This window comes from Lacticaseibacillus parakribbianus (genome assembly GCF_025490915.1).
Lineage (GTDB): Bacteria > Bacillota > Bacilli > Lactobacillales > Lactobacillaceae > Lacticaseibacillus > Lacticaseibacillus parakribbianus.
The window spans coordinates 82345-108481 of sequence record NZ_JANQBA010000009.1; the positions used below are offsets into that span (position 1 = coordinate 82345).

At 61.1% G+C, this 26137-nt stretch carries 17 protein-coding genes; 2 read left to right on the top strand and 15 right to left on the bottom strand.

The annotated features are described in order from the left end of the window. Positions 1 to 668: 668 nt before the first annotated feature. From rlmD to NUH19_RS08870, 12 genes are all read right to left on the bottom strand, one after another. On the bottom strand, positions 669 to 2033 hold the full coding sequence (rlmD, locus tag NUH19_RS08815; RefSeq protein WP_262316187.1) for a 23S rRNA (uracil(1939)-C(5))-methyltransferase RlmD: 1365 nt from the start codon (positions 2031 to 2033) through the stop codon (positions 669 to 671). Between the two features lie 184 nt (positions 2034 to 2217). Further along, positions 2218 to 3702, bottom strand: a complete 1485-nt coding sequence (locus NUH19_RS08820) for an ABC transporter substrate-binding protein (protein WP_262316188.1) — start codon at positions 3700 to 3702, stop codon at positions 2218 to 2220. A 215-nt stretch (positions 3703 to 3917) separates the two neighbouring features. Then, entirely contained in the window at positions 3918 to 4841 is a 924-nt protein-coding gene (locus NUH19_RS08825; RefSeq protein WP_262316189.1) for a carbohydrate ABC transporter permease, read from the bottom strand. A gap of 11 nt (positions 4842 to 4852) precedes the next feature. Further along, positions 4853 to 5818, bottom strand: a complete 966-nt coding sequence (locus NUH19_RS08830; RefSeq protein ID WP_420844681.1) for an ABC transporter permease — start codon at positions 5816 to 5818, stop codon at positions 4853 to 4855. A gap of 221 nt (positions 5819 to 6039) precedes the next feature. Next, a complete protein-coding gene (locus NUH19_RS08835) occupies positions 6040 to 7530 on the bottom strand; it encodes an ABC transporter substrate-binding protein (RefSeq protein ID WP_262316190.1) in 1491 nt (496 codons plus the stop codon). Between the two features lie 331 nt (positions 7531 to 7861). After that, positions 7862 to 8542: an endonuclease/exonuclease/phosphatase family protein gene (locus NUH19_RS08840; RefSeq protein ID WP_262316191.1), complete on the bottom strand. Its 681-nt coding sequence runs from the start codon at positions 8540 to 8542 to the stop codon at positions 7862 to 7864. Beyond that, positions 8539 to 10017, bottom strand: coding sequence for a response regulator transcription factor (locus NUH19_RS08845; RefSeq protein WP_262316192.1), 1479 nt, complete (start codon positions 10015 to 10017; stop codon positions 8539 to 8541). Before NUH19_RS08845 ends, NUH19_RS08840 begins: the two co-directional genes overlap by 4 nt. 107 nt (positions 10018 to 10124) lie before the next feature. Beyond that, positions 10125 to 11846, bottom strand: a complete 1722-nt coding sequence (locus NUH19_RS08850; protein ID WP_262316212.1) for a sensor histidine kinase — start codon at positions 11844 to 11846, stop codon at positions 10125 to 10127. Between the two features lie 31 nt (positions 11847 to 11877). Then, positions 11878 to 12438, bottom strand: a complete 561-nt coding sequence (locus NUH19_RS08855; protein WP_262316193.1) for a YesL family protein — start codon at positions 12436 to 12438, stop codon at positions 11878 to 11880. A gap of 405 nt (positions 12439 to 12843) precedes the next feature. Next, positions 12844 to 14694: a family 20 glycosylhydrolase gene (locus tag NUH19_RS08860; RefSeq protein ID WP_262316194.1), complete on the bottom strand. Its 1851-nt coding sequence runs from the start codon at positions 14692 to 14694 to the stop codon at positions 12844 to 12846. Between the two features lie 66 nt (positions 14695 to 14760). Then, the gene (locus tag NUH19_RS08865; protein ID WP_262316195.1) at positions 14761 to 17433 is read right to left on the bottom strand and encodes an alpha-mannosidase; all 2673 of its coding nucleotides are present in this window, start codon (positions 17431 to 17433) and stop codon (positions 14761 to 14763) included. Positions 17434 to 17454: 21 nt separating this feature from the next. Further along, a complete protein-coding gene (locus NUH19_RS08870) occupies positions 17455 to 18741 on the bottom strand; it encodes a glycoside hydrolase family 125 protein (protein WP_262316196.1) in 1287 nt (428 codons plus the stop codon). 121 nt (positions 18742 to 18862) lie between these two features. Here NUH19_RS08870 and NUH19_RS08875 point away from each other — a divergent pair, with 121 nt between their 5' ends. Together NUH19_RS08875 and NUH19_RS08880 are read left to right on the top strand one after the other, a co-directional pair. Next, a complete protein-coding gene (locus NUH19_RS08875) occupies positions 18863 to 19921 on the top strand; it encodes a GntR family transcriptional regulator (RefSeq protein ID WP_262316197.1) in 1059 nt (352 codons plus the stop codon). Between the two features lie 51 nt (positions 19922 to 19972). After that, positions 19973 to 22045, top strand: coding sequence for a GH92 family glycosyl hydrolase (locus tag NUH19_RS08880; protein ID WP_262316198.1), 2073 nt, complete (start codon positions 19973 to 19975; stop codon positions 22043 to 22045). 56 nt (positions 22046 to 22101) lie between these two features. Here the strand turns inward: NUH19_RS08880 and NUH19_RS08885 are convergent, their stop codons facing one another. The 3 genes from NUH19_RS08885 to NUH19_RS08895 form a co-directional block, all read right to left on the bottom strand. Then, the gene (locus tag NUH19_RS08885; protein ID WP_262316199.1) at positions 22102 to 23964 is read right to left on the bottom strand and encodes a beta-N-acetylhexosaminidase; all 1863 of its coding nucleotides are present in this window, start codon (positions 23962 to 23964) and stop codon (positions 22102 to 22104) included. 16 nt (positions 23965 to 23980) lie between these two features. Then, positions 23981 to 24760, bottom strand: a complete 780-nt coding sequence (locus NUH19_RS08890) for a sulfite exporter TauE/SafE family protein (RefSeq protein WP_262316200.1) — start codon at positions 24758 to 24760, stop codon at positions 23981 to 23983. 67 nt (positions 24761 to 24827) lie between these two features. Further along, positions 24828 to 26078 carry a chloride channel protein gene (locus NUH19_RS08895; protein WP_276580262.1) on the bottom strand — a complete coding sequence of 417 codons (1251 nt, stop codon included), beginning with the start codon at positions 26076 to 26078 and terminating at the stop codon, positions 24828 to 24830. Positions 26079 to 26137 lie beyond the last annotated feature (59 nt).

Below are 26137 nucleotides of genomic sequence, written 5' to 3' on the forward strand. Positions count from 1 at the left end.
CAACTTCAACCGCATTGAATGTATATGCCATTGACAATGATTAACTATCCGTCCCTCGCGCCTTTTTGTCAAACGTTTTCTTCGCTTCACAAGCGGCGATTGGCCAGAATGACCATTGGCACGGCGCATGCGACCCCGACAAAAGTTGCAAATTTCACAAATCCGGGCAAAAAAACCCGGTCCCGTCTGACGACGTTGCCGGGCAGGACGAAGCCACCGAACACTTGGTGTTCGGCGGCCCCGCGCCTCTTACTGGTTGACAGTAGTCATTTGATCGCCTCCGGCCGACCGTGGCCGACCGGGTAGCACGCTGAAACAAGCCACGCGCCGAGCCCCTCCGCAGCTACCTCGCAAGCGAGTAGGAGAGGCAGTCAGACTGCGCGTGGGTGGTGGTCCAACCCTGGTATTCGGGCCCGCAGGTGGGCGCCGTTACGCGAAAACACGTGTGTTGAAAGCCAGATTCGGCTTGGTATGAGCGGGGTACTGGGAATGCTTATGTCCCGGACCGTTCCCCATGGACAGTAGGCGTGCTGTGACCAAGGCCTTTGGTCGCCCCCCTGTCCTAGAATAATCATCCACAGCCAGTGTAAGCCCTACCATTTTGACTGTCAATTTTTAAGCTCGCCGTCGCTCGCAAACAAAAAGACCCGCCGAAGCGGGTCCAACCATCAGCGCGTCAGCACCGTGACCGATTCAATCGAGGTCGTCTGCGGGAACATGTCGACCGGCTGCGTCGCGTCGGCGCGGTAGCCAAAGCCTTGCAAGGCGACGAGGTCTCGCGCCAAGGTCGCCGGGTTGCAGGAGACGTACACAATCTTAGGCGGTAGCATCACCCCGACGGCCGCGACGAACTCCGGCGCCAGACCCTTGCGCGGTGGATCGACCATCAAGACGTCGGCGTGAAGACCCTGGTCCTTCCACTGCTGCATCACGTCCTCGGCCTTGCCGACCACGAACTCGGCGTTTTCGATGCCGTTGAGCTTCGCGTTCTCACGCGCGTCGGCCACGGCCTCTGGGACCACCTCGACGCCGTAGACCTTCTTGGCGTGTTTCGCCATGGTCAAGCTGATGGTGCCGATGCCGGAGTAGGCGTCGATCACGACCTCGTGCCCGGTCAGGCCGGCGCGGCGAATCGCCTCGGTGTAAAGCACCTCGGTTTGCTGCGGGTTGACTTGGTAGAAGCTGAGCGGACTGATGCGAAAGCGGCTGCCCAAAAGCGTGTCTTCCAGGTCCGGGGTGCCGTACAGCACCCGCGTCTTTTTGCCCAAAATCACGTTGGTCGCGCGTTCGTTGAGGTTCAAGATCACAGACACCACCTCGGGCAAGGCGGCGGTGATACCGGCGACCAGCTCGTCGAGGTATGGTACGGCCCAGGTGCGGGCGACCAGCACGATCATCATCTGGTGGGAGAAGTACCCCCGCCGCACCATGATGTGCCGAATCACGCCGCGGTTGTTGGCCTCGTCGTAGGCCGGTACCTGGTAGCGGCGCATCAGGTCACGCACCACCAGCACCGCCGCATCGATTTTGGGGTCTTGGATGTAAAAATCCTCGAGCGGTACCAGCTCGTGGGTGCGGCGCTTGTAAAACCCGGTGGTCGCCTGACCGTTAACGTCACGCACCGGAATCTGCGCCTTATTGCGGTAGCCGAAGGGCTGGGCCATGCCGAGCGTGGCCAGCACCGGCACATCCAGGTGAGCCTTTTGGTACAAGTTGCGAATCTGCGTCGCCTTGAAGGCCAGCTGCGCCGGGTAGGCCAGGTGCTGAAGCGGCGCGATGCCGGTCTGCGTGTAGGCCCTGCCCCGCGGGGTCACGCGGTCCGGCGAGGTGGTCAGCAAGTTGACCAGCCGCGCAAAGGCGTACTTCTTGTCGGCCTTGGTCACCCGAATCACGGCCTGCTCGCCGGGCAGCGCCCCTTCGATGAACAGCGGGTACCCGTCTAACTTGGCCACCCCCATGCCCTCGTAGGTCAGATCCTCAACGGTGACCGTCAGTTCCTCGTTTTTTGCTACCGGTGTCTTTGCCACGTTCATCCTCCTCGATTCGTTCGTACCCCTGAGTGTAGCAGACTTTGCCGGCGACAACAACGGGTCCCGTGCCGGCCAGGCATTGCCCCCGGTCCCCCGTGACCCGGCGCTGTGCCCGAGCAGCCTTGACCGGGCAGCCATGACCGGCCACGCAAAAAGCGCGGCTTGCCGCCGCGCTTTGTTGTGGTGCCTACTTCTTCAAGAAGGCGTTGTACTGCTTTTGAATGAGCTTTTGCACCTTTTCCCAGCCGGCAGCCTTGAGTTCACCGTCCATCTTGGCGATGGTTGGCGTCGGGTCTGCGGTCCCGGTGTTGAGAATGTCGGAGTACTTGCTCATGACGTTGGCAATGTTGGTCATTTCGGTCTTCACAGACGTGGTGTCCGGAACAAAGCCCAGGCCGGCCGACTGCTTGGCATTGGCGATCTTGTCGTCGCGGTCCTTGATCATCGCGTCGGTCACTTCGTCCTTGGTGTAAAGCAGCTTGTTGTTACCGGTCATCCAAGCGCCGTAGTAGGTCTTTTCCTTGTAGCCGGCGAGCGTCTTGATCTTCTCGTTGGCCTTGTCGGTGAACTGCCACTGCTTGCCCTGAATGCCCCAAACCATGGTGTTCAGGATCTTCTTGTTGGTGTTGATGGCGTTGAGGACTTCAACGGCTTCCTTCTTGTGCTTGGAGGACTTGGAAACCACGTACATCGCCATTTGGGCATCGGAGGTCGCCTTGTAAGGCTTGGAAATCTGCTTGACGGTGACGGTCTTGCCGTTACCACGGGCGTTGTTCAAAGCGGTTGCGCCGTAGTCGAAGGGACCGTTCGTCTCAACGCGGGTGAACCAAGTGTCCTCAGGCAGGTTGTACTGGGTGCTGGACGTGGCCGCATCCTTTGGAATGTAGCCGGCCTGGTACCAGCTGTGCAGCGTCTTCAGGTTCTTTTGCATCGTCTTGGTGTTGTACGGGTTTTCAACCTTCGTGGTCTTGCCGGTCTGGTCGATCACGAACGGGTAGGCGTTGCTCAGCGGGTACTCGTAGCTGTGCGTCGCGTCAAAGGCCGGGGCGTGGTAGCCCTTGCCGATGGCAAAGGCGGCAACACCAGGGTTGGCCTTGTGGAAAGCGGCCAAGGCCGGGGTGGCGTCTTGCAGGGTCTTCACGTCGTCGACGCTGATGTTGTACTTCTTCAGGAAGGTGTCGTTGAAGGTCAAGGTTTCCTGGGAGAAGACGTTGGCGTTGGTCGGGAAGCCGTAAATCTTGCCGTTGACCGTGACGCCCTTCCAGTAGGCCGGGTTGATCGCGTCGTAAGCCTTCTTGGCGTACTTCTTCAAAAGTGGCGTCAGGTCCGTGAACGCGCCTTTGTGGGCGTTATCCACGTAGCTGCCTGATGAGAACGCCAGGTCGAACGAATCACCGGAAGTCAGCATGACGTTGAACTTTTGGCCGTAATCACCCCAAGACAGCGGCTTGATCGAAAGTTCGACGTTCGGGTACTGCTTCTGGATTTCCTTGTTGACGATCTTCATCATGGCCTTGTCGTTGGTCAAGACGTCGCCGGGCCGGTACATGGTGACCGTCACCTTGCCCTTGCTGCCACTGTCACCGTTGCTGTTGCTCTTGCCACACGCCGCCAGCGCGAGCGCCGCAGCCGCGGTACCTGCGATTGCTAATCCTTTTTGCCACTTACTCATAAGCTAAGTTCCTCCTACAGAAAACTTATTTTTGGCGTTTAAGCCAGTTGGTACACCAGGTTAAAATAGTTCGATAAAACTTTCACGAGGCCTCGAGGCAACATTAAAGGCAGGACACGGCATGGGGGGTGTGGTGCCTACTGCCCCCGGCCGGCCCTGCCTCCAGGTCCGGTGTGAACAGAACATGTTGCGATTGAGGCGTTGACGCGGTCGGGCTAGCCCTTGACCCCGCCGACGGTCATGCCTTTGACGAAGTACTTCTGGAAGAATGGGTACGTCAAGGCGATTGGCAAGGTCGCAACCACCACGACGGCGAAGCGCATGCCTTCGGACGGAATTTCCGTACCGGCGGCCATGGTCGACCCGCCTTGCGCGGCCTGCTGGGTCAGCATCTGAATGTTGTTTTGAATCTTAACCAGCAGGTACTGCAGCGGCGTCACGTTCGGGCTGTCGGTGTACAGCATCGCGTTGAACCAGTCGTTCCAGTAGCCCAAGGCGGAGAACAGGGAGATGGTCGCAATCCCGGGTACCGCCAGCGGCACCACGATGCTGCGGAAAATCTTCAGCTCGGACGCCCCGTCAATCCGGGCGGATTCGATGATCGATTCCGGAATGTTGGTCAGGAAGAAGGTCCGCATGATCAACACGTTGAACACCCCGAAGGATGCCGGCAGAATCAGGGCCCAGATGCTGTCCTTTAAGTGCAGCATTTGGGTGACAACCAAGTAGTTCGGCACCATCCCTGGCGTGAACAGCATGGAAATCAAGGCGAAGATGGTGAAGAACTTCTTGTAGTCGAAGTCACGCCGCGAAATCGCGTAGGCGTAAGTCGACGTGAACGTCGAGCTCATGATGGTCCCGACCACCGTGACAATCACCGTCACCAGGAAGGACTTGGCCACCTGGCCCCCCATCCCGGTCAGGTACTCGTACGAAGCGAACGTCCAGTGCTTCGGCCAGAACTGGTACCCGTAAAGCGTGATGTCCGATTCCTTGGTCAAAGACAAGATGATGATGAAGATGAACGGGACCACACAGCTGATGGCGAAGAGTCCCAGGAAAATGTTGAAAAACAGGTTCGTGCCGGCGCTGAACTTACGGATGTCGACCGCGCTGACCACTTTTTTCTTCTTAGCCATGTGATCGCCTCCTAAAACAGCGCCGAATCCGGCTGCAGCTTCCGCACAATCGCGTTAGAACCGAGGATCATAATCGAGCCGACCACCGACTGGATCAAGCCAGTCGCGGTACTCATGCCGATGTCGTTGGTCGTGGTCAAGGCGCGGTAGACGTAGGTATCGAACGTCTGCGTCACGTTGATCAACGTACCCGAGGCGCGAGGCAGCAGGTAGAACAGCCCGAAGTCTGACCGGAAAATGCCGCCGATGTTGATGATCAGCATCAACGTGGCAATCGGCAGAATGTGCGGCAGCGTGACGTTTTTGATCTGCTGCCACTTGTTGGCCCCATCCATCATGGCCGCATCGTAGTACGACGGGTCAATCCCACTGGCGGTGGCGAAGTAAAGGATACTGTTGTAGCCGATCCCCTTCCAGACGCCCATGAAGACGATGATGAACGGCCAGACGTAAGGGGTGTTGTAAAAGTCGATGGCGGTGCCGCCTGCCCCGGTGATCATGTGGTTGATAATCCCCTTATCCGCGCTCAAGAAGGCGTAAAGGAAGTACGCCAGAATCGCCCAGGACAGGAAGTACGGGAACAGCATGGAGGTCTGGTAGACCCGTAGCAGCTTCATGTTGCGCATCTGACTCATCACAATGCCGAAGAAGATGGCAAAGAAGAAGTTGAGCAACAGGAAGGTCAAGTTGTAACCCACGGTGTTGCGCAGGACAAGCCCGAAGTCCGCGGACTTGAAGAAGAAGATGAAGTTCTGGAACCCGACCCACGGGCTGTGGAATAGGCTGTACAGGAAGCCTCCATCCGAGTACTGGAAATTCTGAAACGCGACGACGTTGGCCAACACGGGAATGTAAAAGAAAATGATCAGGAAAATGGTTCCCGGTGCGACCAGTAGGAAAAACGTGCTGTTCTTCTTCATCTTCGCGATGAAGCCCTTCTTGCTACCCCCGACGACGGCGGACTGTTTCGTCTGCATTGCCATCCCTCCTTTGTGGCTCACGACTACACTATTTAGTATAAAGCGTTTACACGTTTAACGACTTGCCAAATTATGGGTGTTACTTCACAAATTCAATGTTTTCGATAAAAGCAAACGCTTTTCAGTTAGTAAATTAACTTAACAAATATATAGAAGAGCGTTTGCACGCTGCAATCCGTAAAAAGAGACTGGAAGATTCCAGTCCCTTTTCGGAAAGCTTAGTTGTTCGAGCGGAATTCGTCGTACTGCTTTTGGATCTCCGCCTGCACCTTGTCCCAACCGGCGCCCTTGAGCTCGGCGTTCATCTTCTTGATGGCGGCAATCGGCTCAACCGTCCCGGTGTTGATGATGTCGGAGTACTTGCTCATGACGTTCGAGATGTTGGTCATTTCGGTCTTGACGGAAGTGGTGTCCGGCACGAAGCCCAGTCCCGCCGACTGCTTGGCAGCGGCAATCTTGGCGTCGCGATCCTTGATCATCGCGTCGGTCACTTCATCCTTGGTGTAAAGCAGCTTGTTGTTACCGGTCATCCAAGCCCCGTAGTAGGTCTTTTGCTTGTAGCCCGCGAGCGTCTTGATCTTCTCGTTGGCCTTGTCGGTGAATTCCCACTGCTTGCCTTCAATCCCCCAGACCATCGTGTTCAAAATCTTCTTGTTGGTGTTGATGGCGTTGAGGACCTCAACGGCTTCCTTCTTGTGCTTGGAGGACTTGGAAACCACGTACATCGCCATTTGGGCATCGGAGGTGGACTTGTAAGGCTTGGAAATCTGGCGCACCGTCACGGTCTTGCCGTTGGTCCGGGCGTTGTTCAACGCGGTTGCCCCGTAGTCGAATGGGCCGTTGGTCTCGACACGTGCGAACCAGGTGTCCTCAGGCAGGTTGTAGGCCGTGCTGGAGGTTGCCGCGTCCTTTGGGATGTAACCGGCTTGGTACCACTGGTGCAGCGTCTTCAGGTTCTTTTGAAGCGTCGCCGTGCTGTACGGGTTGACCACCTTGGTCGATTCACCGGTCTGGTCGATCACGAACGGGTAGGCGTTGCTCAGCGGGTACTCGTAGCTGTGCGTCGCGTCAAAGGCCGGGGCGTGGTAGCCCTTGCCGATGGCAAACGCCGCGACGCCAGGGTTGGCCTTGTGGAACGCTGCCAGGGCCGGGGTCGCATCCTGCAGGGTGTTAACCTTGGACACGTCGATGTTGTACTTCTTCAGGAACGTGTCGTTGAAGGTCAGCGTCTCTTGGGAGTAAACATTGGCGTTGGTCGGGAAGCCGTAAATCTTGCCGTTGACCGTGACGCCCTTCCAGTAGGCCGGGTTGATCGCGTCGTAGGCCTTCTTGGCGTACTTCTTCAACAGCGGCGTCAAATCGGTGAACGCGCCTTTTTGTGCGTTGTCGACGTAACTACCGGAAGAAAACGCCAGGTCAAACGAGTCGCCGGAAGTCAGCATCACGTTGAACTTCTGGCCGTAATCGCCCCAAGACAGCGGCTTGATTGAGAGCGTTACGTTCGGGTACTGCTTTTGAATCTCCTTGTTGACGATCTTCATCATGGCCTTGTCGTTGTCCAGGACGTCCCCTGGGCGATACATGGTCACGGTCACCTTGCTGCCGCTGCTAGAACCGGAGCCGTCGCTGCTCTTCTTGCCACATGCCACCAGTGCGAGCGCCGCTGCCGCGGTTCCTGCCAGTGCCAAACCCTTTTGCCACTTTCTCATCACAAATACCTCCTGAACATAATTTGAATGAACCCCAAACAACCAAAACGAATTATGCGGTGACCCGAAAATTTCGGGCTATTCAGCTATGATGGTGCGATGGTAAACCCGCCTGCCGTCGCAGGCAAAGCACGCGTGCAGATTTGTTAACGCTTACATTATAAAGCGCTTTCAAGTCGCGTGGACTGGCCAAATTATGGAGATTAGTTGCCAAATTTAAGGTCCCAGCGGCGACTTTTGAGCAGTCGGCGGGCAATGCCTAGAAACCGGACTTTTCCGGTCCAAAAAGGCAGGCACCGTGACGGCGCCTGCCCTAGATTGTGGTCAAATTTTAGTCGAGTAACAGCTCCGCTTCAAGCATGCGGTGATCGGACAGGATGGTCGGCACCAGTCGGGCCCCTTGGTAGTTGAGGCTCGACGACATCATGATGTTGTCGATGCTCATCACCTTCATCGCCTGATCCTGGCCGATGAAGCTGTCGTACCAAGCGCAATCGCCGTTCACCCGCCGCAGCGGGTCGAACATGGCCCACTCACTGCGGCTTTGGTCGGTGTTGAAGTCCCCGAACACAACGACCGGCAGCGGGTCGGCCTGCACCGCCGCCATCAGCACCGCGGCTTGCTGGCGCCGCAGCTGCGGCGTTTCGAAGGACAGGTGGGTGTTGTAGACCGCAAGCTGCCGGTCACCGGCCGCAAATACGCTGCGCTGGTAGACCCGCGGTTCCAGGCCGTGCGTCGGGTAGCTGACCACGCTTGAATCCGCCAGTTTGCCGTTGGCCAACGTCGCGATGCCGTACTCACCGCCATCAAGCGGCATCGCCGCGGCGAAGCGGTAGTCAAAGGTCGTGCCGGCCAAAAGGGCTGCCATGTCGTAATCGGCTCGCTTGGTGAAGCGATCCACCTCCTGCAACCCGACCAAGTCCAGCCGTTCGCGCTCGCACAGCCGCGTGATGGCCGTCAGGTCCGGTTCGTTGCCGCCTGCAATGTTTAATGTTGCCACCCGTAATTTCATTGGTCGCTCCCGCTTTCGCTCGGCGCGGTCAAGGCGACCTCGCGGTACTCGCCCGGACTCATGTTGAGCTGTTTTTTGAAGGTCTTGAAGAAGTAGCTGGCGGTTTGGTACCCCACCTCGTGGGCGATTTCGTTGACGTCCATTTCGGTGCGTTCCAGCAGCTGAATCGCCTGGTTGATGCGGTAGTCGTTGAGGTACTGGGCGACGGTTTGGCCCACCTCTTTTTTGAACTGCTGACCCAGATACACCGGGCTCAGGTGCAGCTCACCGGCAATCTCGCCCAGCGTCAGCGGCTCCTTGAAGCGCGACTGAATGATGGCAAGCACCTCGGTGACGTTGCGAGAGTAGCGCTTTTGGGCCGCCTGCGACATCGCCGCGGCCGTCTCCAACAAAACCGTCGTCAGGTCGGCCACCGTCGCCGCGTTGTTGATGCGGCCAAAACTGGCCGAGGTCAGCTCGTAGCTCGGGTGCAGCGCCCGCATGGCCAGCAAAATGATTACGGCCACCTGGCGCGTCAACTCCACTGAGGCGTCTTCTTGCTCCATCTGATCGAAGCGCCGCTTCAGCCAGTCGGTCAACCCGCTTGGGGTGATGTCGCGCAGCTCGCCTTTGAGCGTGTCCACCGACGGCAGCTTGACGGTTTGGCCCGCCTCCTTGTCCGGCAGCATCACCAGGCCGTTGGCGACCGCGAAAAAGTACCGGCGGTTGATCGCCCACCGCACCCTTTGGTACACATCGGCAATCGCCTGGTGATCCTTGATCACCGGCGACACGATCACCGGCCGCCGGGTCGGGCCGACGCTGTCCGGCAGCTGATCGAGAAACTGGCGGACCTGCATCGTCGTGCCGGTGAACAGCACGATCACGTCTTGGCCCTCCGAAAAGTAGCCGGCCACCTCGCGCTGCGTCGCTAGGTCCGCTTGCAAGGCGGTGCGTTGCAGCGGGTTCAAAATGGCAAGCAGTCGCCACTCGGCCGCGGCCGGCAGGTTCAGCTGCAGGCCCTCTGCCGCGTGGTCGAAGCGGGCCTCTTGGCGGCCGGTCACGAGCTCGCGCGTCAGGGCCTGATGGGCCAGCTGCGCGTTTTGATCCGCGGTGTCGTGCTGAGCCAGCTGGCGCAAGGCCTTTTGCAGGGTCCGGACCAGCTCGTCTGGGTCGATCGGCTTGCGCAAGTAGTTGATGGCTCCTTGCTCGAGGCCGGCCTTGACGTAATCAAAATCGCCGTAGCCTGACAGCACGATGATCTGCATGTTCGGCTGCAGCCGCCGGGCCGCGGCCAGGAACTCGGGACCGGCCATCTCGGGCATGTTCATGTCCGACAGCAGGATGTCAATCGGCTCGTGCTGCAGGTAATTCAGCGCGGCCACCGGGTTTTGCTCCGTCTGGACGATGGTCAGACCAAGCGCCTGCCAGTCGATCAGCTTGGGAATCCCGCGAAGGATCATGTATTCATCATCGACAGCCATCACACGTTTCATGAAGAGACTCCTTTCAAAGGGGGTACAGCGCGGCCCCTTGGTCGGACCAGCGCAGGATTGCGGTCGTCGTATCCCCCGTTGGGCCGGTGCGGCACACGCCACGCCGCCTACTGGGCATCCCCTGTCGGCAGCAGCGCCTCTTTGTGGCGCATGGTGCGGGGATCGAACTCGAAGCTGACCACCACGCTGGTGCCGCCTTGGTCATTCCCCTGCAGGCGCATGCGGAAGCTTGGGCCAAAGTAATTGCTCATTCGCGCATACACGTTTTGCAACCCGATCGACTCGTGCTGGGCGCTGCCCAAGGGCTCAGTCATCCGGACGTTCAGCCGGGCCAAGTCGGCGGGAATCACACCCTTGCCGTTGTCCTTAATCACGATGCGAACCCCGGTGGCCGTACGCGTGGCCTTGATCGAAATCGCGTTGTCGTGGCGCGAAAAGTCAACGCCATGAACGAAGTAGTTCTCGACCAGCGGCTGCAGGCTGAATTTTGGCATCTCCAGGTCGCGCAGCGTCGGGTCGATTTCGACTTGGTAGGCCAGGCGATCCGGGAAGCGAACCTGATACAAGTAGATGTACTTTTCAATGAAGGTCAGCTCGGAATCAAGCGTCGCCACCGCGGAGAGGTCCGTGTTGTTGCGCAACAGCGCCGCGAAGCTGTACACCACCCGTGCGAGGTCCGGCTGATCGGCGTCAAGCGCCGCCATGCGGATATACTCCAGGGTGTTGGACATGAAGTGCGGGTTGATCTGAGCCTGCAGGGCCTTCATGCTGGCCTGCTGCTGGGCCATCTGCAACTTGTAAATCGTGTTGATGTACTGGTTGATGTCGTCCAGCATCGTGTTGATACCCGAGGCCAGCTCCGCCAGGTCGGTGTGCGAGCTGACAATCGGCACCTGCGCGTTGAGGTTGCCCGAGCTGACGGCCGACACCGTGGTCACAATGGTGCTCAACTGCCGCTGGTAGCGCAGGAAGGTGATCCACAGCGTGGTGCCAAGCAAGAGCAGCACCATCAGCCCGAGGCCGGCGATCGGCAGAATGTGCCAGATCATCATGTTGGCCAGTCCCGAGCGGTTGATGGCCACAATCATCGTGGCCTGTTGGTTGACGGTCGCCGCCCCCACCTCGTAAGTGGTGAGCGTGTACTGGCTGTTGCTGTTCAGCTTGTTTTTCTTGAACGCGGCCATCAGGTCGGCCTTTTCCCCGGCGGTCACCGAGGAATCGGCGTAATGGGTCAAAAGCGCCCCGCGGTCGTTGACCACGAGGATCTGCATGTGAGCCGGGCTTTGGCTCTGGCGCAGCTGGGCAATCAGCCGGGAGTCGTTGAAGGTCAGCCCCAGGGTGCCGGCGGAATCCAACTGCGAGGAGCTGTTGATCAGCGGCGCGACGAAGGCCCCCGAAGACACCTGCGCCTTGGGCAAAATCTTGCCGGTGCGGTGCTCACGCGTGGCCATGTAGTGGTTCTTGCCGGAGGTCAAAACCAGCTCGAGCTTGTCCACCTCGTCGTGGTTGGTGAAGAAGTTGGAGGCCTGCTGCGGCCAGTTGAAGTAGTTGCCGCCCTTGTCCGCCGCGTCCAAGGCGTAGTTGGCATAGGCCGGCACGGACATAGCAAAATACGCCTCGAGGCTGCTGAGGTTGGACTGATCGGCCCCCAGCTGCCGGGCAAAATCGGTGGTGACCTCCTGGTAGCGCAGCAAGGCGCTGGCCACGCGCTGCCGGGCGTAGGTTTTGGCCTGGCGAATCTGCTGGTTGTAGCTGTCGACGCTGATGATGCCGGCGACAACGGTGACGCCGATCACCATCAGGCTCAAAATCAGCGTGTACCACTGCATCAAGCGCTGAAAGTTCGACCGCCGCATCCGCTTAGGCCAGCTGCGCGTCAATCTGCGCGTACCAGCGGCTGGATTGCATGTGCGTCCACACCACGACTGCCGCGATGCTCAAAAACACAATCAGCCCCATCGCCTTGGCGGTCAAAATGGCGATCACGCCGAGGCCGCCGAAGTACACCAACAGCTGCAGGAAGTTCTGGAAGAACTGGGCGATGGCCAGGCGAAAGGCGTTTTTGAGGCTGATCTCGTAGTGGCTCTCAATCGACAGCGTGAACAACCCGGAGGTCGCACACAGCAGCATCGCAAACATGATGATGAACTGGATGAACAGCATCCAGCCGAACTTCAGCTGCGTCGACAGGTACAGGCTGTAGCCGAGAATGCCAAACACGGCCCCGAACAGCCAAAAGTGCCCGTTGGCCTGCCAAAAATGCGCCTTGAATAGGTGCCAGCTATCCTTGAAGTGGTACTCGCCGAGCTGCCACTCGTTGGCCGCAAACAGCTCCGTGATGGTTCGAAGTGCCGGGCCGACGCCCAGCACCACCAACCCCATGATCGTGAACAGCCAGAATTGGAGGTTCAAAATCAGCATGATAAACACCTTGGTAAACACACTATTAATCCCGCGTCCTAACATCGTACATCGTCCTTTCTCGAACGGACCGGCGCGACCGGTCCCATAAGGGTTCATTCTATCACCCGCAGGCGCTGGCGCAACCCCACAATCGGTCTGCACCAATTGCGGGGCCGCCGCACGATTCGCCCCTTGCATTGTATCAAAAATCTAAAAGGCTTACAAAAGTTCCCCGCCACCTGTCGCCTGAAGGTCGCCGCAAAACGGCGCAATTCGTTAGGCGAAGCCTTCGCACTGCGAACACCCGCGACCGTTTGCGGCACAAAAAAGGCACCGCGCTACGCGCGGTACCTTCTGTTGTGAGACGACCGGGGCCGTCACGTGGTCCTGACCGATTATCGCGACTAATCAGCAAGCGGTTGGTTAATGCGAAATGTCGCAGGCGCTGGCGATTTGCATGTACAGGCCGTGGCCGATTGGGCCGCTGGTCCACTTGTCGGCCTCCAGTGCCGGGGCGTGGAGCTCGGCGAGGTCGTCGTTGCCTTCCTCCCACTGATCCAGCCGCCACAGCACGGTGCGAATCCGGGCGAACTGACCGCCGTAGCGGATGTCCATCACCTCAAAGCCGTTGCCACGCCGCTCGTCGTGCCAGACCGGGCGGTACGCGTCCAGCGCGTCGCCGAGCAGGGCCTGGTAAACCTTGAGCTGACCCTTGACCGTACCGGCGTCTCGCTTAGGCTGATGAATCAGCTGCTGGAGCGCCTTCAGGACCCGCGCCTTTTGGGCCAGTGCCTTGGCCAGGGCGTGGTAGTAGGCGAACAGCTGCCGGCTGGTCTCTGTGGTCTGGACCGTTGCCAGCCGGTCGGCCAGCTTGTCGTAATGCGCGGCCAGGTTGAACTTGCCCAGGTTGACCCGGTACTTTTGCAAAAGCAGGTCCTCGTACAGCACCAGCTTGCTGGTGTTCTCCCCGGACAGGTTGACCGGGTTGCCCTCGATGTGATCGAATTCATCCAGCAGCATAAAGGCCGAAGCGTCCTCGCCTTGCATCAGCTTGAACTGCTTGGCCAAAAATTCCGGCGTCACGGTGTCGTGGTACTGGTACTCGATGAAGGTCTGAAGCCCCAGCCACGCGGCGGCAAACGGCGTCTCGGCGCCGTCGTCGAACCACATCGTCGCCACGGCCTGCCGAACGCCGGCCTGCTTGGCACCAGTCATGCCCGCACGGACGGACTGCAGCATTTTCTCCTGGTGCGGCGCCAGGCTCGGCCAGGTCCAAAGCCCACCGGCGTAGACCACCGGCTGTTTGAGCTCGAAGTGCTGGGCCAGCCGGGCGGCGTAGGTCTCAACGTCTTCGTGGTAGTAATCCCAGTAAACTTGCCCGACGTGCGGCATCTGCTTAACGAATTCCGGCGAGAAGTGGACGCTTTCGTCGTACATCGTGTGGGTCGGACTGGCGATGGTGAACCACATGTCGCTCCACATGTAAGGATCCAAGTGCAGCTCATCGCACAGCTTCACGACGGTCTTCAGGTGAGCCTGAATCAGCGTCTGCTGATCGACGAAGCCCTCCTTAATCGGCCGGTTGCCCATGCCCAGGCCGTAAGCCTCATCCATGCCGATGTGAATCTTGTTGGTCAAAAACGGCGCGGTGGCCGCGTGAAGCAGCTCACGCAGGAACTTGGTGGTTTCGGGCTTTTCGACCCACAGCACGTCTGGGGTGTCCTTGATCGCCTCAAAGGCCTGCCACTTCAACGCGTTTTGCAGGTGTGCCAGCGTCTGAATCGCCGGCACCAATCGCACCCCGAAGCGGTCGGCAAACACCGCCAGCTCGTGCAGGTCGGACTGACTGTAGCGGCCGCGCAGGTGGCCGAAGTACGGCTCCTCCGGCACTTCGAACACGTCTTCCATGTACATCCAGATTTCGGTGTAGCCCAGGCTGGCCATCCGGACGATCACTTGCTTGAGTCCCGGTACCGACAAGACGCCGTTGCGAGCTAGGTCGATCATCGCCCCGACCTCGTCGAAGGCCGGCGTTTCGTGTAGCTCAAAGCTGCGTTCGCTTTGCGCGTGGCCCAGCCACAGCGTCACGCCACGCATCAGCTCGTGAACCGTGCCGTACGTGATGGTGCCGGCCGCACCATCGCGGGTCAGGGTCAGCCCCGGCTCACCCGCCTTGACGACGACCTTGGCGTCAATGGCGTTGTCGTGGTGCTGGCCGGCGATCAGCGCGACCGCGTCTTGGTACTTGCTTGGAACTCCTTGCCATTCAGTCATGATTTCCTCCTCGTAGACACTACGAAAACCCCAGGCGACAACGCCTGCGGTTCTCGTGGCAATCGGTTACTTGAACAGGTAGGTCCGAATTTCGGCCGGGCGCAGCGCCGCGTCAACGGCACCGGTCAGCGGCTTGTCGACCAGATCCAGCAGCCCCGCTGCGGTCTGCCCGTCGTGGGTGACCGTCAACGGCTTGGCCGCCTGGGTCATGTTGAAGCCGCGGACAATCAGGCCGGCCGCGCCTTGCTTGGTGGCAGTGACGGCAAAGGCCGGGTCGCTGACACTCAGGTAGGTGGCCGCCGCCGGCTTGCTGCCGGCGTGAGCGGTGGTCTGCTTGGTGATCACCGGAATCTGGTCGGCCCGTGCCGCCTGGTAGGCCGCCAGTTGCGCGGACTCGCTGCCGTCGGTGAAGGCCAGTGAGAACTGGGCGGTGAAGTCGCCTTGGCACTGGGCCGCCGGGGTGGCGAAGTAGCCCCAGTCGCCCATTTCGCCGATGCAGCGCAGCAGCGTCACGGCGATTTGGTCGCCGGTCGGGCTGACCTCGTACTCGTTGAGACCGAAGTTGCCGACCACGACACCACGCTTGCCGTCATGCACCGTGGCGAAGGCCTGCTGGTGCTGCGGGTTGGTTGGGTTTTGCCAGTTCGGCCCCACCTGGTTGTTGCGGGTGACAACTTCAAAAATCGACTCCGCCTGGTGGGTCGTGGTGGTCAGCCCGGTGGCCACAACGGCACGAAGCCGGTGGTCCTTGACGGTGTTGTTGCCCCGGACCGTCACGCTGACGCGGTTGTCTTGGTCCAGCCGCAGCGTGACGGCCAGCGGCAGGTCGACGTAGTGGTCGCCGCGCTTGCTGGTGCGGTTGGTGATGTCGATCACCGCCTGGCGCTCATAATCGAGGCTTGCCGCCGCCTGATCCGGCACGGTCAAGGTCAGCGTGAAGTCGAGCTCCTGACCCACGGCCGTCGCCTTGGTGACCACATCGGCCACCTTGCCGTCCTTGGACGTGAAGGTCAGCTTGTCGGCCGACTGCCGGTAGATGTACTCGTTGCCCATGTCACCGGTGTCTTCGATCAACAGGGCATCTTGGTAGCGGTGACCGGTGGTCAGGTCGTCGACGGTGATGCTGTTGTCGGCCTCCAAGGTCACGCGCAGCTTGCCGTTTTCAATCGCGTTGGCCGCCTTTGGCTTGGCGATTGCAGCCGCCTCCCCTGGTACCACGGCCAGCGTCTGCCAGCCAAAGGCCGGCAGGTCGGCTGCGACTTGGACGTCGACGTACAGGGCCATGAACGGCACCCGGAACGTACGGTCCGGCAGCTCGTAGTTGAAGCGAACGTGCGGGTTTTGGATGAGGGCCGGCACCGCATCGCCGTTTTGGTCGACCACGGTCAACGCCGGCAGGTTCTGGGCCAAGGCGTTCAACTTATCGTACTGCGCCTTGGGGGCCCCGTCCTTGAACAAGGCGCGTTCCAGCTCGACTTCCACCGTCACCGGCTGGCGCTTGGCGGCGCCGGCGGTGTTCAGCAAAACGAACGGGTGGGCATCCGGAGCGAAGCTTGCGGTGTCCAGCTGCTGGGCAAAGCGCGTCAGTGCCTGTTCACTGAGGCTTTCGCCGACCTGCTGCGCGGCGTGGAAGCGGGTCATCATGCGCTCGTGAACCGGATCGACGGAGCAGCCGCAGATGCTGTCGTGCGGGTGGTTTTGAAGCAGGAAGTGCCAGGCGTAATCCAGGCGGTCCTGGTTCTCGGCGGTGGCGCTGTCGCTCAGGGCCAAAAGCGGCTCTACCTGGTCCTCCAAGAGGCGTTCGGTCTTGGTGTTGTTTTGCTTCAGGTAAACGCGCGAGCTGGCGGTGTTGGCCAGCGTGTACCAGCCGTCGGTGGCCTGAGAGGTCAGCTCGCCGTGAATCGTCGAGAGGTCCTTAGGCAGGTCGTGACGCAGCGCCTCGATGTAGGCTGGGAAGTTGCTGTGGACGAACTCGTAGTCCGGGTACAGCTCGTTGGCCACGCGGATGGCCTCGCTGAGATCCAGCTGCACCGGCTGGTGGTCGACCCCGTTCATGAACAGGAGGTCTGGCGTCGAGGCGAAGCGCTCGGCGTCGGCCAAGTGCTTGTCCCAGTATGCCTTGGCCTCTGCCCGGTCGGTTGGAATCTCGTTGCCGTTGGAGTACCAGTTGGCAAAGAGGATGCCCAAGACCTTGCTGGCGTCCGGGCCTTCCCACCACATTTCGGAGTAGGTGGAGTCAAAATCACCCTTGCCGCCGACTTGGTTGTTCAGCCCGGTCGGCGTCACGCCGCGGCCGAACGCCACGGTATCGAGCCCGGCGAGCTTCATCATCTGCGCGGTCTGGCCCATGTTGCCGAAGGTGTCCGGGAAGTAGCCCAACGGCACCGGGGCGTGGCCCCACTTCTGGGAGGCGGCCAGCCCGTATTGGGTGTTGCGAACGTTGGCCTCGGGGCTGATCAGAAAGTCGTCTTGCAGGATGTAAAACGGCCCGATGCGCAGCTTGCCCTTTTGAATCCACTTTTCAAGCTCGGCGCGTTTTTCCGGCCGCACCTTCAGGTAGTCATCCAAGATGATGGTTTGCCCGTCCAGGTGGAAGGAGTCGAAGTTCGGATCGGTCTCAAAAAGGTGGAACAAGTCGTCGATTAGGCTGATCAGGCGCATGTGGTGCTTCTCGTACCCCATGTACCACTCGCGATCCCAGTGACTGTGTGAAACGATGAATACTTTTTTCTTAGCCATACGATTCCTTTCCGACTCTCGTCAGTCTTTTGTGTCGTTAACGTTCTCGCCGAAGTAGTCCATGACCAGCTCACAAAACATCATGTTGGCCCAGGAGAACCACTCGCGAGTGTACTGCGTCGGGTCCTCGACGTTGTAGCCTTCGTGCATCATCTTGGTGCCGGCGGTGGTGGCCACCAGCGAGTCCAGGATGGCGGCCTTTTCGGCGCGGTCGCCGGAAGTCAGCCCCTCGACGGCCTTGGCAATCGGCCAGATGTACTCGGCCGGCGTGTGCGGAGAGCCCAGGCCCTGGCCGTAGGTGCCGGCGTAGTAGTACGGGTTCTCCGGCGACAAAATGGTCTTGCGGGTGGCGACGTAGGTCGGATCATCCGCGGCCACGGCGCCCAGGTACGGTAGCGCCAGGAGGTTCGGCACGTTGGCGTCGTCCATCACCAGCTGGTTGCCCAGACCGTCGACTTCAAAGGCGTAAATCGACTCACCGGCCTTGTTGGTCGTGGTGCCGTAACGCGCCACGCCGGCCTCGATGGCGTTGGCCAGGTAGGTGAAGCGTTCCGCCGGCTGGTGCAGCACCTCGGTGTAGATCTCGGCCAAGTGGCGTAGAATCTCGACGGCAAAGAGGTTGCTTGGAATCAGGTAGCCGTAAACGCAGGCGTCGTCGCTTGGGCGGAAGCCGTTCCAGCTCATGCCGGTTTTGGCCACCGGCCGGCCGACACCGTCGATCAGGGTGTCTTCCGGGCGGTCCTCGGTGCGTTCAAAGGCGTAAGGCGAGTGGGCGTGATCCTGCTCGGCCGCGATCACCTGCACGAGCTTTTCAATGGCGACTTCGAAGCCGGCGTTGAAGTGGCTGGTGCGGCCGGTGTTCTTCCAGAACAGGTAGGCCAACTGCACCGGGTAGCACAGAGAGTCCAGCTCGTACTTGCGCTCCCAAATCCACGGGTTCATCGTGGTCTTATCGGTTTGGTGACCGGCGTTGTTGGCGGTTTGGTTGAAGGCGTTGGCGTAAGGGTCCATCGCCATGTTGAAGAACTGGCGGTTGATCACCTTTTCGATGGTGTCGGCCAGCTCGGGGTCGGTGCGGGCCGGAACCAAGTATGGCCGCATCTGCGCCGTGGAGTCGCGCTGCCACATGGCCGGGATGTCACCGGTCAGAACAAAAATGCGCGACGTGCCGTCTTCAACAAGCGCGTGTTTCAGCGTGTCGGCGAAGGTCAGGGCGAAGGTCTCGGCCCATTCCTGGTGTTCGTTGCCACACAAGGCGACAATCTTATCAATGTAGGCGCTGGCGCCTTTGGTCAAGTAGTCTGTCATTTTTGTGCTCCTTGGTATGTTTTTACACTTGCAATATATCATGTTAGATGAGATTATGGGTGCAAGCGTTCACAAAAATTGAAAAAGTCGGACTATCACGTTATACCAACTGGAGGGCGTCATGACCAAATATCAAGAGCTATTCGATCAGCTTCGCACCGCGATTCTGCGCGGCGAATACGCGCCCGATGCCCTGCTACCAAGCGAGAACGCGCTGGCCATTCGCTACCACGTCAGCCGCATCACCACCAAGCGTGCCTTGAACGAACTGGTCAAGGCAGACCTGATCTACCGCGTGCAGGGCAAGGGCAGCTTTGTCAAACCTCATGCGGCCAACCGCTCCCGGACCTTGCTTTTGGTGCTGCCGTTCGCCAACCCCAAAATGGGCGACTACGCAAGCGGCATCACCCAGATGCTGGCCGGCACCACTTGGCGGCTGGAAACAATCACCACGCGCCAGTTCAAGCGCCTGGCGCTGGACACGTTCACCGAGCATTACGCCGGCATGTTCTTTTACCCGCAGGAGCTGTCGGCCGACATGCCAACCCTGATCACCTTGTCTCAGCTTCACATCCCCACCGTCGTGTTCGACGAACCGCCGAGCACCCTGGCCTTGCCCAGCGTCTGCTCGGACAACACGGCCGGCGGCGCCTTGGCCGCCCGGCACCTGCAGGCGCTGGGCCACAAGCGCATCGCCTTTTGCAGCCGGGTCCCTTTTTGGCAGGATTGGACTGGCACCGTCGCCGATCGCTTCTTCGGCTACGTGAACGCCTACCAGCCCACCGACCTGATGCCGACCCAGCAGCTCCTGTGGGCCGAGGCGCTGAGCACCTTCGCTTCCGTCGCCGAAACCGCGGCCTACCTCAAGCACGAACACATCACGGCCTTGATCATGGGCAACGACGTCGAAGCGATCAAGGTCGCGCGGGAGCTTCAGGGCCGCGGTTGGCAGCTGCCACTGGACCTGTCGATCGTCGGCTTCGATGACATCGAGCTGGCGGCGACCAACTCGCCGTCTTTGACCACCCTGACCCAGGACTTCACGGAAATGGGTCGCCAGGCGGTCGACCTGATGCTGTCCCAGATCAACGACCCGCAAAAAGGCTTGGCCAAGCGCGTCACCGTGCCGGTCAAGCTGGTTGCCCGCGACTCGACGGCCGCCCCGGCGACGCCGCGCTGACCCGCGCTGTTGCAACTTGTCTCGTCACTCACTATTTTGGAGGTTTCCGAAATGAATCCCGAATCCATTGACACCCGCATCGGCACCCAAAGCACCTACACCTTCTCGCACGGCAACACCCTCCCCCTGACCGGTGTGCCGTTTGGCATGAACTACCTGGCGGTTCAGACCACCTTAGACGACACCAGCTGGTGGTTCGACCCGACCGCCAAAAGCTTCGCCGGCATTCGCCTGACCCACCAGCCAAGCCCCTGGGTCGGCGATTACAGCAGCCTGCTGTTCACCCCGCTGGCCAGCCCAGACGCCGATTACCTGGGGACCTACGACCCCACAACTGCGACCTTTGCGCCGCACGAGCTGGCCGTGTTCGCCCAGGAGGCCCAAGTTGCGCTTCGCGCGACGGCCACTCGGTACGGCGGTGCCTTGCAGCTGAGCGGCCAAACGCCCCTGCTTCAAATCAGCGCCAAGGGTCTGCGGGTGCTGGCACATGATGGTGACCGGCTGGACCTTGCCGTGACCAACTTCGCCGCCAGCGAGGATCCTGACTTCACCATGTTCGTGAGCCTGCAGCTGCCGGCCGAGACCACGGTGACGCCGCTGACCGTGGCCAACGGCAAGGGGCGCCTGGTGCTTGCGCTGCCCGAGGCGGGGGCCGTCACCTTCGCCACCTCGTTCATTGATGCCGCCCAAGCCGCCGTCAACCTGGCGCCGCTGGCTGCGACCGACTACCACGCGCTGGTCGCGCAGGTCAAGGCCGCCTGGGTCAAGAAGCTGGCGCAAGTTGAGGTGACGGATCACGACTCGGCTCACGTCGCCTTGTTCTACCACAACTTGTACCGGGCCTCGCTGTTTCCAATGACGTTTTACGAGCTGAGCGCTAGTGGCAACGAGGTTCACTACGACACCACCGCCAAAACAGTGCGGCCGGGCAAGCTTTACACCAACAACGGCTTTTGGGATACCTACAAGACCTTGTTTCCGTTGTTGTCCTTGCTGGACCCAACGCTTTACGCCGACATGCTCGAGGGCTTTTACAACTCGTATCTGGAAACCGGCTTCCTGCCGCGCTGGCTGTCTCCTGACGAACGCGGCATGATGCCCGGCACGATGGTCGATGCGGTGATCGCAGACGCCGCGGTCAAGGGCATCGCCAAGCCTTTGATGCCCAAGCTGCTGGCGGCGATGCAGCAAGGTGCCACCACCATCTCCAAGGACGTCAAGTACGGCCGTGAGGGGCTGGCCGAGTACCTGAAGCTGGGCTACGTGCCGGCCGACATCGGCGAATCCGTCAACAAGACGCTGGATTACGCCTACTCCGACTGGCTGATCTCGGCGGTCGCCGGCACCTTGGGTGAAACCACGCTGCAAACCGACTACCAAAAAAAGAGCCAAAACTGGCGCAACGTGTTTGACCCCAGCGTCAAGCTGATGCGGGCCAAGGACCGCAGCGGCCAGTTCGTCAAGGCCTTCACGCCGATTGCCTGGGGCAACGGCTACACGGAAGGCTCCGCCTGGCAAAACAGCTTCGCCGTCTACCAAGACATTCCGGGGCTGATCGAAGCGACCGGCGGCAAGGACGCCTTTGTCGCACACCTGCACCACATGGTCAACCAGCCGGCCAACTTCCTGACCGGCAGCTACGGCCAGACCATCCACGAAATGCGGGAGCTGGCCGCGCAACCATTCGGTCAGATTGCCATTTCCAACCAGCCGAGCTTCCACCTGCCGTACCTGTTCACGCTGGCCGGCGACTCCGCCTCGACCGAGGTGCTGGTTCGCACCATGCTGACCACCGCCTTTTCGGCCAAGGCCGACGGTTACCCCGGCGACGAGGACAACGGCTCGATGAGCAGCTGGGTGCTGTTCTCAGCGCTGGGCTTTTACCCAGTCACCCCGGGCTCCGGTCGGTACGTGCTGGGGGCGCCGCTGTTGGACGACGTCGTGTTGCACCTGCCAAAAGGCGACCTGCACGTGACGGCGGCCAACAACCGCCCGGGCTTCAACTTCGTCGGCGACCGCACCTTCAACGGCAAGCCGCTGGGCAATCAGATCGACCACGCAACGCTAGCTCAAGGCGGGACCCTTGCCAGCGAGCTGCAGCTTTTGCCACACGACCGCCAGTAACCTGACCACGTCAAAAACGGCCACCGGACAATTCCGGTGGTCGTTTTTGGCTGTGGTCACATGTTCTGCGAGATGCCGCAGGCGGAGATGATCTGGATGTAGCGACCGCGACCGGTCGGGCCGCTGGTGTACTTGTCCATCTCAAGTACCGGGGCCTGCAGCTCCTCCAAGGCGTCCTCGCCGCGACCCCAGGCCGCCAGCCGCCAAAGCGTGGTGTCGACGCGCCCGATCAGCCCGTTGAGGCGCAGGTCCATGATTTCAAAGCCCTGGCCGCGCCGCTCGGCATGCCACAGCTGGCGAAACTCGGCCACGGTGACGACCAGTGCCGCCTTCAGGTCATTCAAGGCGGCGGTGACACGCGGCAGTGCGGCCGTGCCCCGCTCAAGCAGCGTCTGCAGCTCGCCCAAGGCGGTGGCCTTGACGCTCAGCAGGTGGGCCAAATGCGCGTAGTAGGTGAACATCGGCGCATCGGCCGGGGTCACGGTCGCCGCCGCAAGCGCCGTGGCCAGCTGGGCGTAATAGCTCGCGTAGTCGAAGCCGGCGAGGTTTTGGCGGTAGCGCTGCAGCAGCAGATCCTCGTAAAGCAAAATCTTGCCCGGATCATCGATGGTCATGTTCGCCCCTTCCGCCAGCTGGTTTTCGAACTTGTCCAGCAGCATGTAGGCCGCCTCGTCTCGGCTTTGCATCAGCGCGAACTGGCTGGCCGCCCAGGCGTCCGAGACGACGTCGTGGTACTGGTACTCCGCGAAGGTCTGAAGGCCCAGCCACGCGGCCCTCAGCGGCACCTCGGAGCCGTCGTCGCCCCACATCGTGGTCACGACGTCTTGAATTCCGGCCTTGGCCGCGGCGGCCATGCCGGCGCGAAGCGTCACCTGCATGGTTTTCATGGTCGGGGCCAGGCCGTTCCAAGTCCAGATGCCGCTGGCAAAAATCACCCGCTGGTGAAGCTTGGCATGCAGCTCAAACATCCGGTCGTAAGGCGCCTCTTGGTCGTGGTAGTAATCCCAGTAAACCTGCGCCACCGGCGGAATCGAGGCCACCAGTTCCTTGGAGAACTCGGTGTCCGGGTCGTACAGCCGGTGCTGTTGGCTGGCCATCTTGAACCACATGTCGCTCCACATCGCCGGGTGCAGTCCGAGCTCGTCACACAGCCCCACCACGGTTTTGAGGTGGGCCACCATCAGGTCCTCTTGCGGAATCAGACCGCGGTCGCGCAGCAGCTGCCCGCGGCCGAGGTTATAGGCCTCGTCCATGCCGATGTGAATCTTCTTGGTCAAGAACGGGGCGCTGGCCGCCCGGAGCAGGTTGCGCAAAAAAACAGTGGTCTCCGGCTTTTGCACGTACAGGCAGTCCGGCGCGTCCATCACGTCATCAAAGGCCCGCCACTTGAACAGGTTGCGCAGATGGGCCAGCGTCTGAATCGCAGGCACCAAGGTCAGCCCCACCGCATCCGCGGCTAGCGCCAGCTCGTGCAGGTCGGCCTGACTGTAGCGGCCGCGCTGGTGGCCAAAGTACGGCTCCTCCGGAATCTCAAAGCAATCCTCCATGTACAGCCAGACCTCGGTGTAGCCTAGGCTGGCCAGCCGCACGAAGGTGTCCTTGAGCGTTTGGACCTTCGGCACCGCGTTGCGGGCAACGTCGATCATCACCCCGACCGTCTGGTAATGGGCCTGCTCGGTTAGCGTGAAGGCGCCTTGCCCTCGCGCGTGGCCCAGCCACAGCGTCACCGCCCGCATCAGGTCGCTTGGGCTGTCGTAGGTGATCATGCCATCCGCCCCGTCGCGTTCGACGGTCAGCCCCGGCGTCGCCTGCTTGGCCACCTTGACCGTGGCCGCCAGGTCAACGTCTGGTTGCAGCGCCGCGACCCGGGCGAGGCCGGCCCGGTATTTTTCAGGAACTCCCTGCCATGTGATACTCATGTTTTTCCTCCCGTCCTCACCCAAGCCGCAACACGCACAGCGCGTTGTAGGCATTGAGCACAATCACTAACCCGATGGCGCCGCGGTACAGCAAAGTCACCCGCGACGCGTTGAAGCGCTTACTTAATTGAGCGCCCAAAAGGCCGCCCAAGGCGGCGGTGGGGACAATCACCCACAGCGCCGCTAGGTCGAATCGCCAAAGCTGCCCCCAGGCGATCACCTGCAGCAGCTTGGCCAGCTGCGAAAACAAAATGGTCTGAAGCGACCAGCCGGCGGCCTGCTTGATGCCGACCCCGGCCACCGCCATGAACAAGGCAACGTTAATTGGGCCGCCGCCGATGCCCATCAAAGTCGCAAGGCCCCCCGCCAGCGCCGCAACCCCGGCCACGGTCCAGGGCCCGGCCGCAGTCCCCAAGGGCTTAGGCGAAAGCGAGTAGGCCAAGGCCAGCACCAGCGACAAAATCGTCAGCCCGGCCTGCAGCTGAAGCACCGAGTGGCTGGGCCATGCGGCCAACAGCGCATTGAGGACCCAGTCCCCAAACAGGCCGCCGACCACGGCACCGAGCCCCAGCGGCACGGCGACACCGGCGCCAGTGCCGGCCCGCCTGCGCCAGGTCGCCGCGGCGGCCATGGTCAAAACCGCCACGCTCGAGAAGAAATTGATCTGGACCAGCGGATGGGCCCCGATGGCATCGAGCAGCGGCTTGATCAACACGCCGCCGCCCATCCCCACCACGGCGCCCAAGACGTTGGCGGCGAGGATGATGACGGCGTAAAGCAGGTAGATGACGGTCATTGGCGGCTCCTTTCGAAATTGGGAAGGGGCAACGCGTCTGCGGCGTGGCGCCGCCAGAAGCGGCCGGTCAGGCCCGGTTCGGCTTGGCCGGGCCCAGGGTCAGCCGAGCGAAGACCATGGCGAGGCTCACCGCCAGGCCCAGCGGCAAAATCGCCGAGTAATCCAAGTGGCTGACCTCAATCAGCATGAACATGGCCATGAACGGGGCCTGCTGGGAGGCCGCCAGAAGCGCCGCGGCCCCGATCACCGCCAGCTGCCACACCAGTCCCAGCGACCCGCCGAAGCTCAGCGCGATCACCGCCCCAAGGGTCGCCCCGATGGCAATCGACGGCGTCAGGGTGCCTCCGGCCGCCCCGGCTCGCAGCGTGGCCACGGTGACTAGGCCCTTCAGCACGGCCCCGAGCAGCAGCAGCGGAATCAGCCGGGCGGCGTCGGCCTGCATCACGGTTTGGGCCAAGGCGCGGCCGTTACCCATGATCTGCGGAAAGCCGATGGCGATGGCGCCGGTCAAGGCCGCCACCAGCGGCAGCTGCCACAGGATGTGGTGGCCGCGGGTCGCATGGGCCCCGGCCCACTTGAACGCGCGGCGGAACCACCCGCCGATGGCGCCGCAGATTGGCGCGATGATTAGCACCGCCAGCACCGTTTTGGGTGCGAACGACGCCGCGCCGACCAGGTAGTACGGGCGAAACCCCTTCAAAAGCGACCCCACCAGCATCGCAATCACGGACATGGTGAAGCTGACCACCACGGTTCGCTTGCTGACCTTGTGCAGCAGGATCTCGACGGCAAACATCGTACCGGTCAACGGCGCGATGTAGACGCCGGCAAAGCCGGCCCCAGCCGCCGCGGCGACTAGGAGCTTGCGATCGGCTTCGGCCAAGCGCAGGCCGTGTCGCGCCAAGAAGCGCTGCCAGGCCTGGGCCAGCATCGCGGCCAGCTCGCGCGGCGCCAGCTCGCGGCCGACCGAGCCGCCGGCCCCGACGTACAGAATTTGGGTGAAGTCATGCACCAAGGTGGTCCACACCGGCATCCGCTGCCCGGCGATGCCAGCCGAAATCGCGACGGTCGGCCGCATGAAGCGGTGTAGCCCGTACCAGATGATGGCCGCGGCGATCCCGCCGCCAAGCACCGCCCCCACCTGCTGCAGCGGGGTCAGCCCGGTGGCGAAGGGGTGGGCCGCCGACTCCTGGAAGTGCAGGAACAGCTGCTCGATCACATCGAGAAAAACGCTGAGGACCACCGCCCCCAGGCCGGCCACCACCCCCAAAACCAGCGTCGAGGCTGCCAACACAATATTTTCACGTCGTTTTTCCAATGCAATGCCTTCCTATCCACGGTCTGTGCCCGTTCATTAATTCTGCGCAGAACCGCGCA

What these genes read in the sequence shown, in the direction of transcription:
- rlmD (WP_262316187.1), bottom strand. Translation starts at nt 2,033, where the DNA reads ATGAACGTGGCAAAGACACCGGTAGCAAAAAACGAGGAACTGACGGTC.
- NUH19_RS08820 (WP_262316188.1), bottom strand. Translation starts at nt 3,702, where the DNA reads ATGAGTAAGTGGCAAAAAGGATTAGCAATCGCAGGTACCGCGGCTGCG.
- NUH19_RS08825 (WP_262316189.1), bottom strand. Translation starts at nt 4,841, where the DNA reads ATGGCTAAGAAGAAAAAAGTGGTCAGCGCGGTCGACATCCGTAAGTTC.
- NUH19_RS08830 (WP_420844681.1), bottom strand. Translation starts at nt 5,818, where the DNA reads ATGCAGACGAAACAGTCCGCCGTCGTCGGGGGTAGCAAGAAGGGCTTC.
- NUH19_RS08835 (WP_262316190.1), bottom strand. Translation starts at nt 7,530, where the DNA reads ATGAGAAAGTGGCAAAAGGGTTTGGCACTGGCAGGAACCGCGGCAGCG.
- NUH19_RS08840 (WP_262316191.1), bottom strand. Translation starts at nt 8,542, where the DNA reads ATGAAATTACGGGTGGCAACATTAAACATTGCAGGCGGCAACGAACCG.
- NUH19_RS08845 (WP_262316192.1), bottom strand. Translation starts at nt 10,017, where the DNA reads ATGAAACGTGTGATGGCTGTCGATGATGAATACATGATCCTTCGCGGG.
- NUH19_RS08850 (WP_262316212.1), bottom strand. Translation starts at nt 11,846, where the DNA reads ATGCAGTGGTACACGCTGATTTTGAGCCTGATGGTGATCGGCGTCACC.
- NUH19_RS08855 (WP_262316193.1), bottom strand. Translation starts at nt 12,438, where the DNA reads ATGCTGATTTTGAACCTCCAATTCTGGCTGTTCACGATCATGGGGTTG.
- NUH19_RS08860 (WP_262316194.1), bottom strand. Translation starts at nt 14,694, where the DNA reads ATGACTGAATGGCAAGGAGTTCCAAGCAAGTACCAAGACGCGGTCGCG.
- NUH19_RS08865 (WP_262316195.1), bottom strand. Translation starts at nt 17,433, where the DNA reads ATGGCTAAGAAAAAAGTATTCATCGTTTCACACAGTCACTGGGATCGC.
- NUH19_RS08870 (WP_262316196.1), bottom strand. Translation starts at nt 18,741, where the DNA reads ATGACAGACTACTTGACCAAAGGCGCCAGCGCCTACATTGATAAGATT.
- NUH19_RS08875 (WP_262316197.1), top strand. Translation starts at nt 18,863, where the DNA reads ATGACCAAATATCAAGAGCTATTCGATCAGCTTCGCACCGCGATTCTG.
- NUH19_RS08880 (WP_262316198.1), top strand. Translation starts at nt 19,973, where the DNA reads ATGAATCCCGAATCCATTGACACCCGCATCGGCACCCAAAGCACCTAC.
- NUH19_RS08885 (WP_262316199.1), bottom strand. Translation starts at nt 23,964, where the DNA reads ATGAGTATCACATGGCAGGGAGTTCCTGAAAAATACCGGGCCGGCCTC.
- NUH19_RS08890 (WP_262316200.1), bottom strand. Translation starts at nt 24,760, where the DNA reads ATGACCGTCATCTACCTGCTTTACGCCGTCATCATCCTCGCCGCCAAC.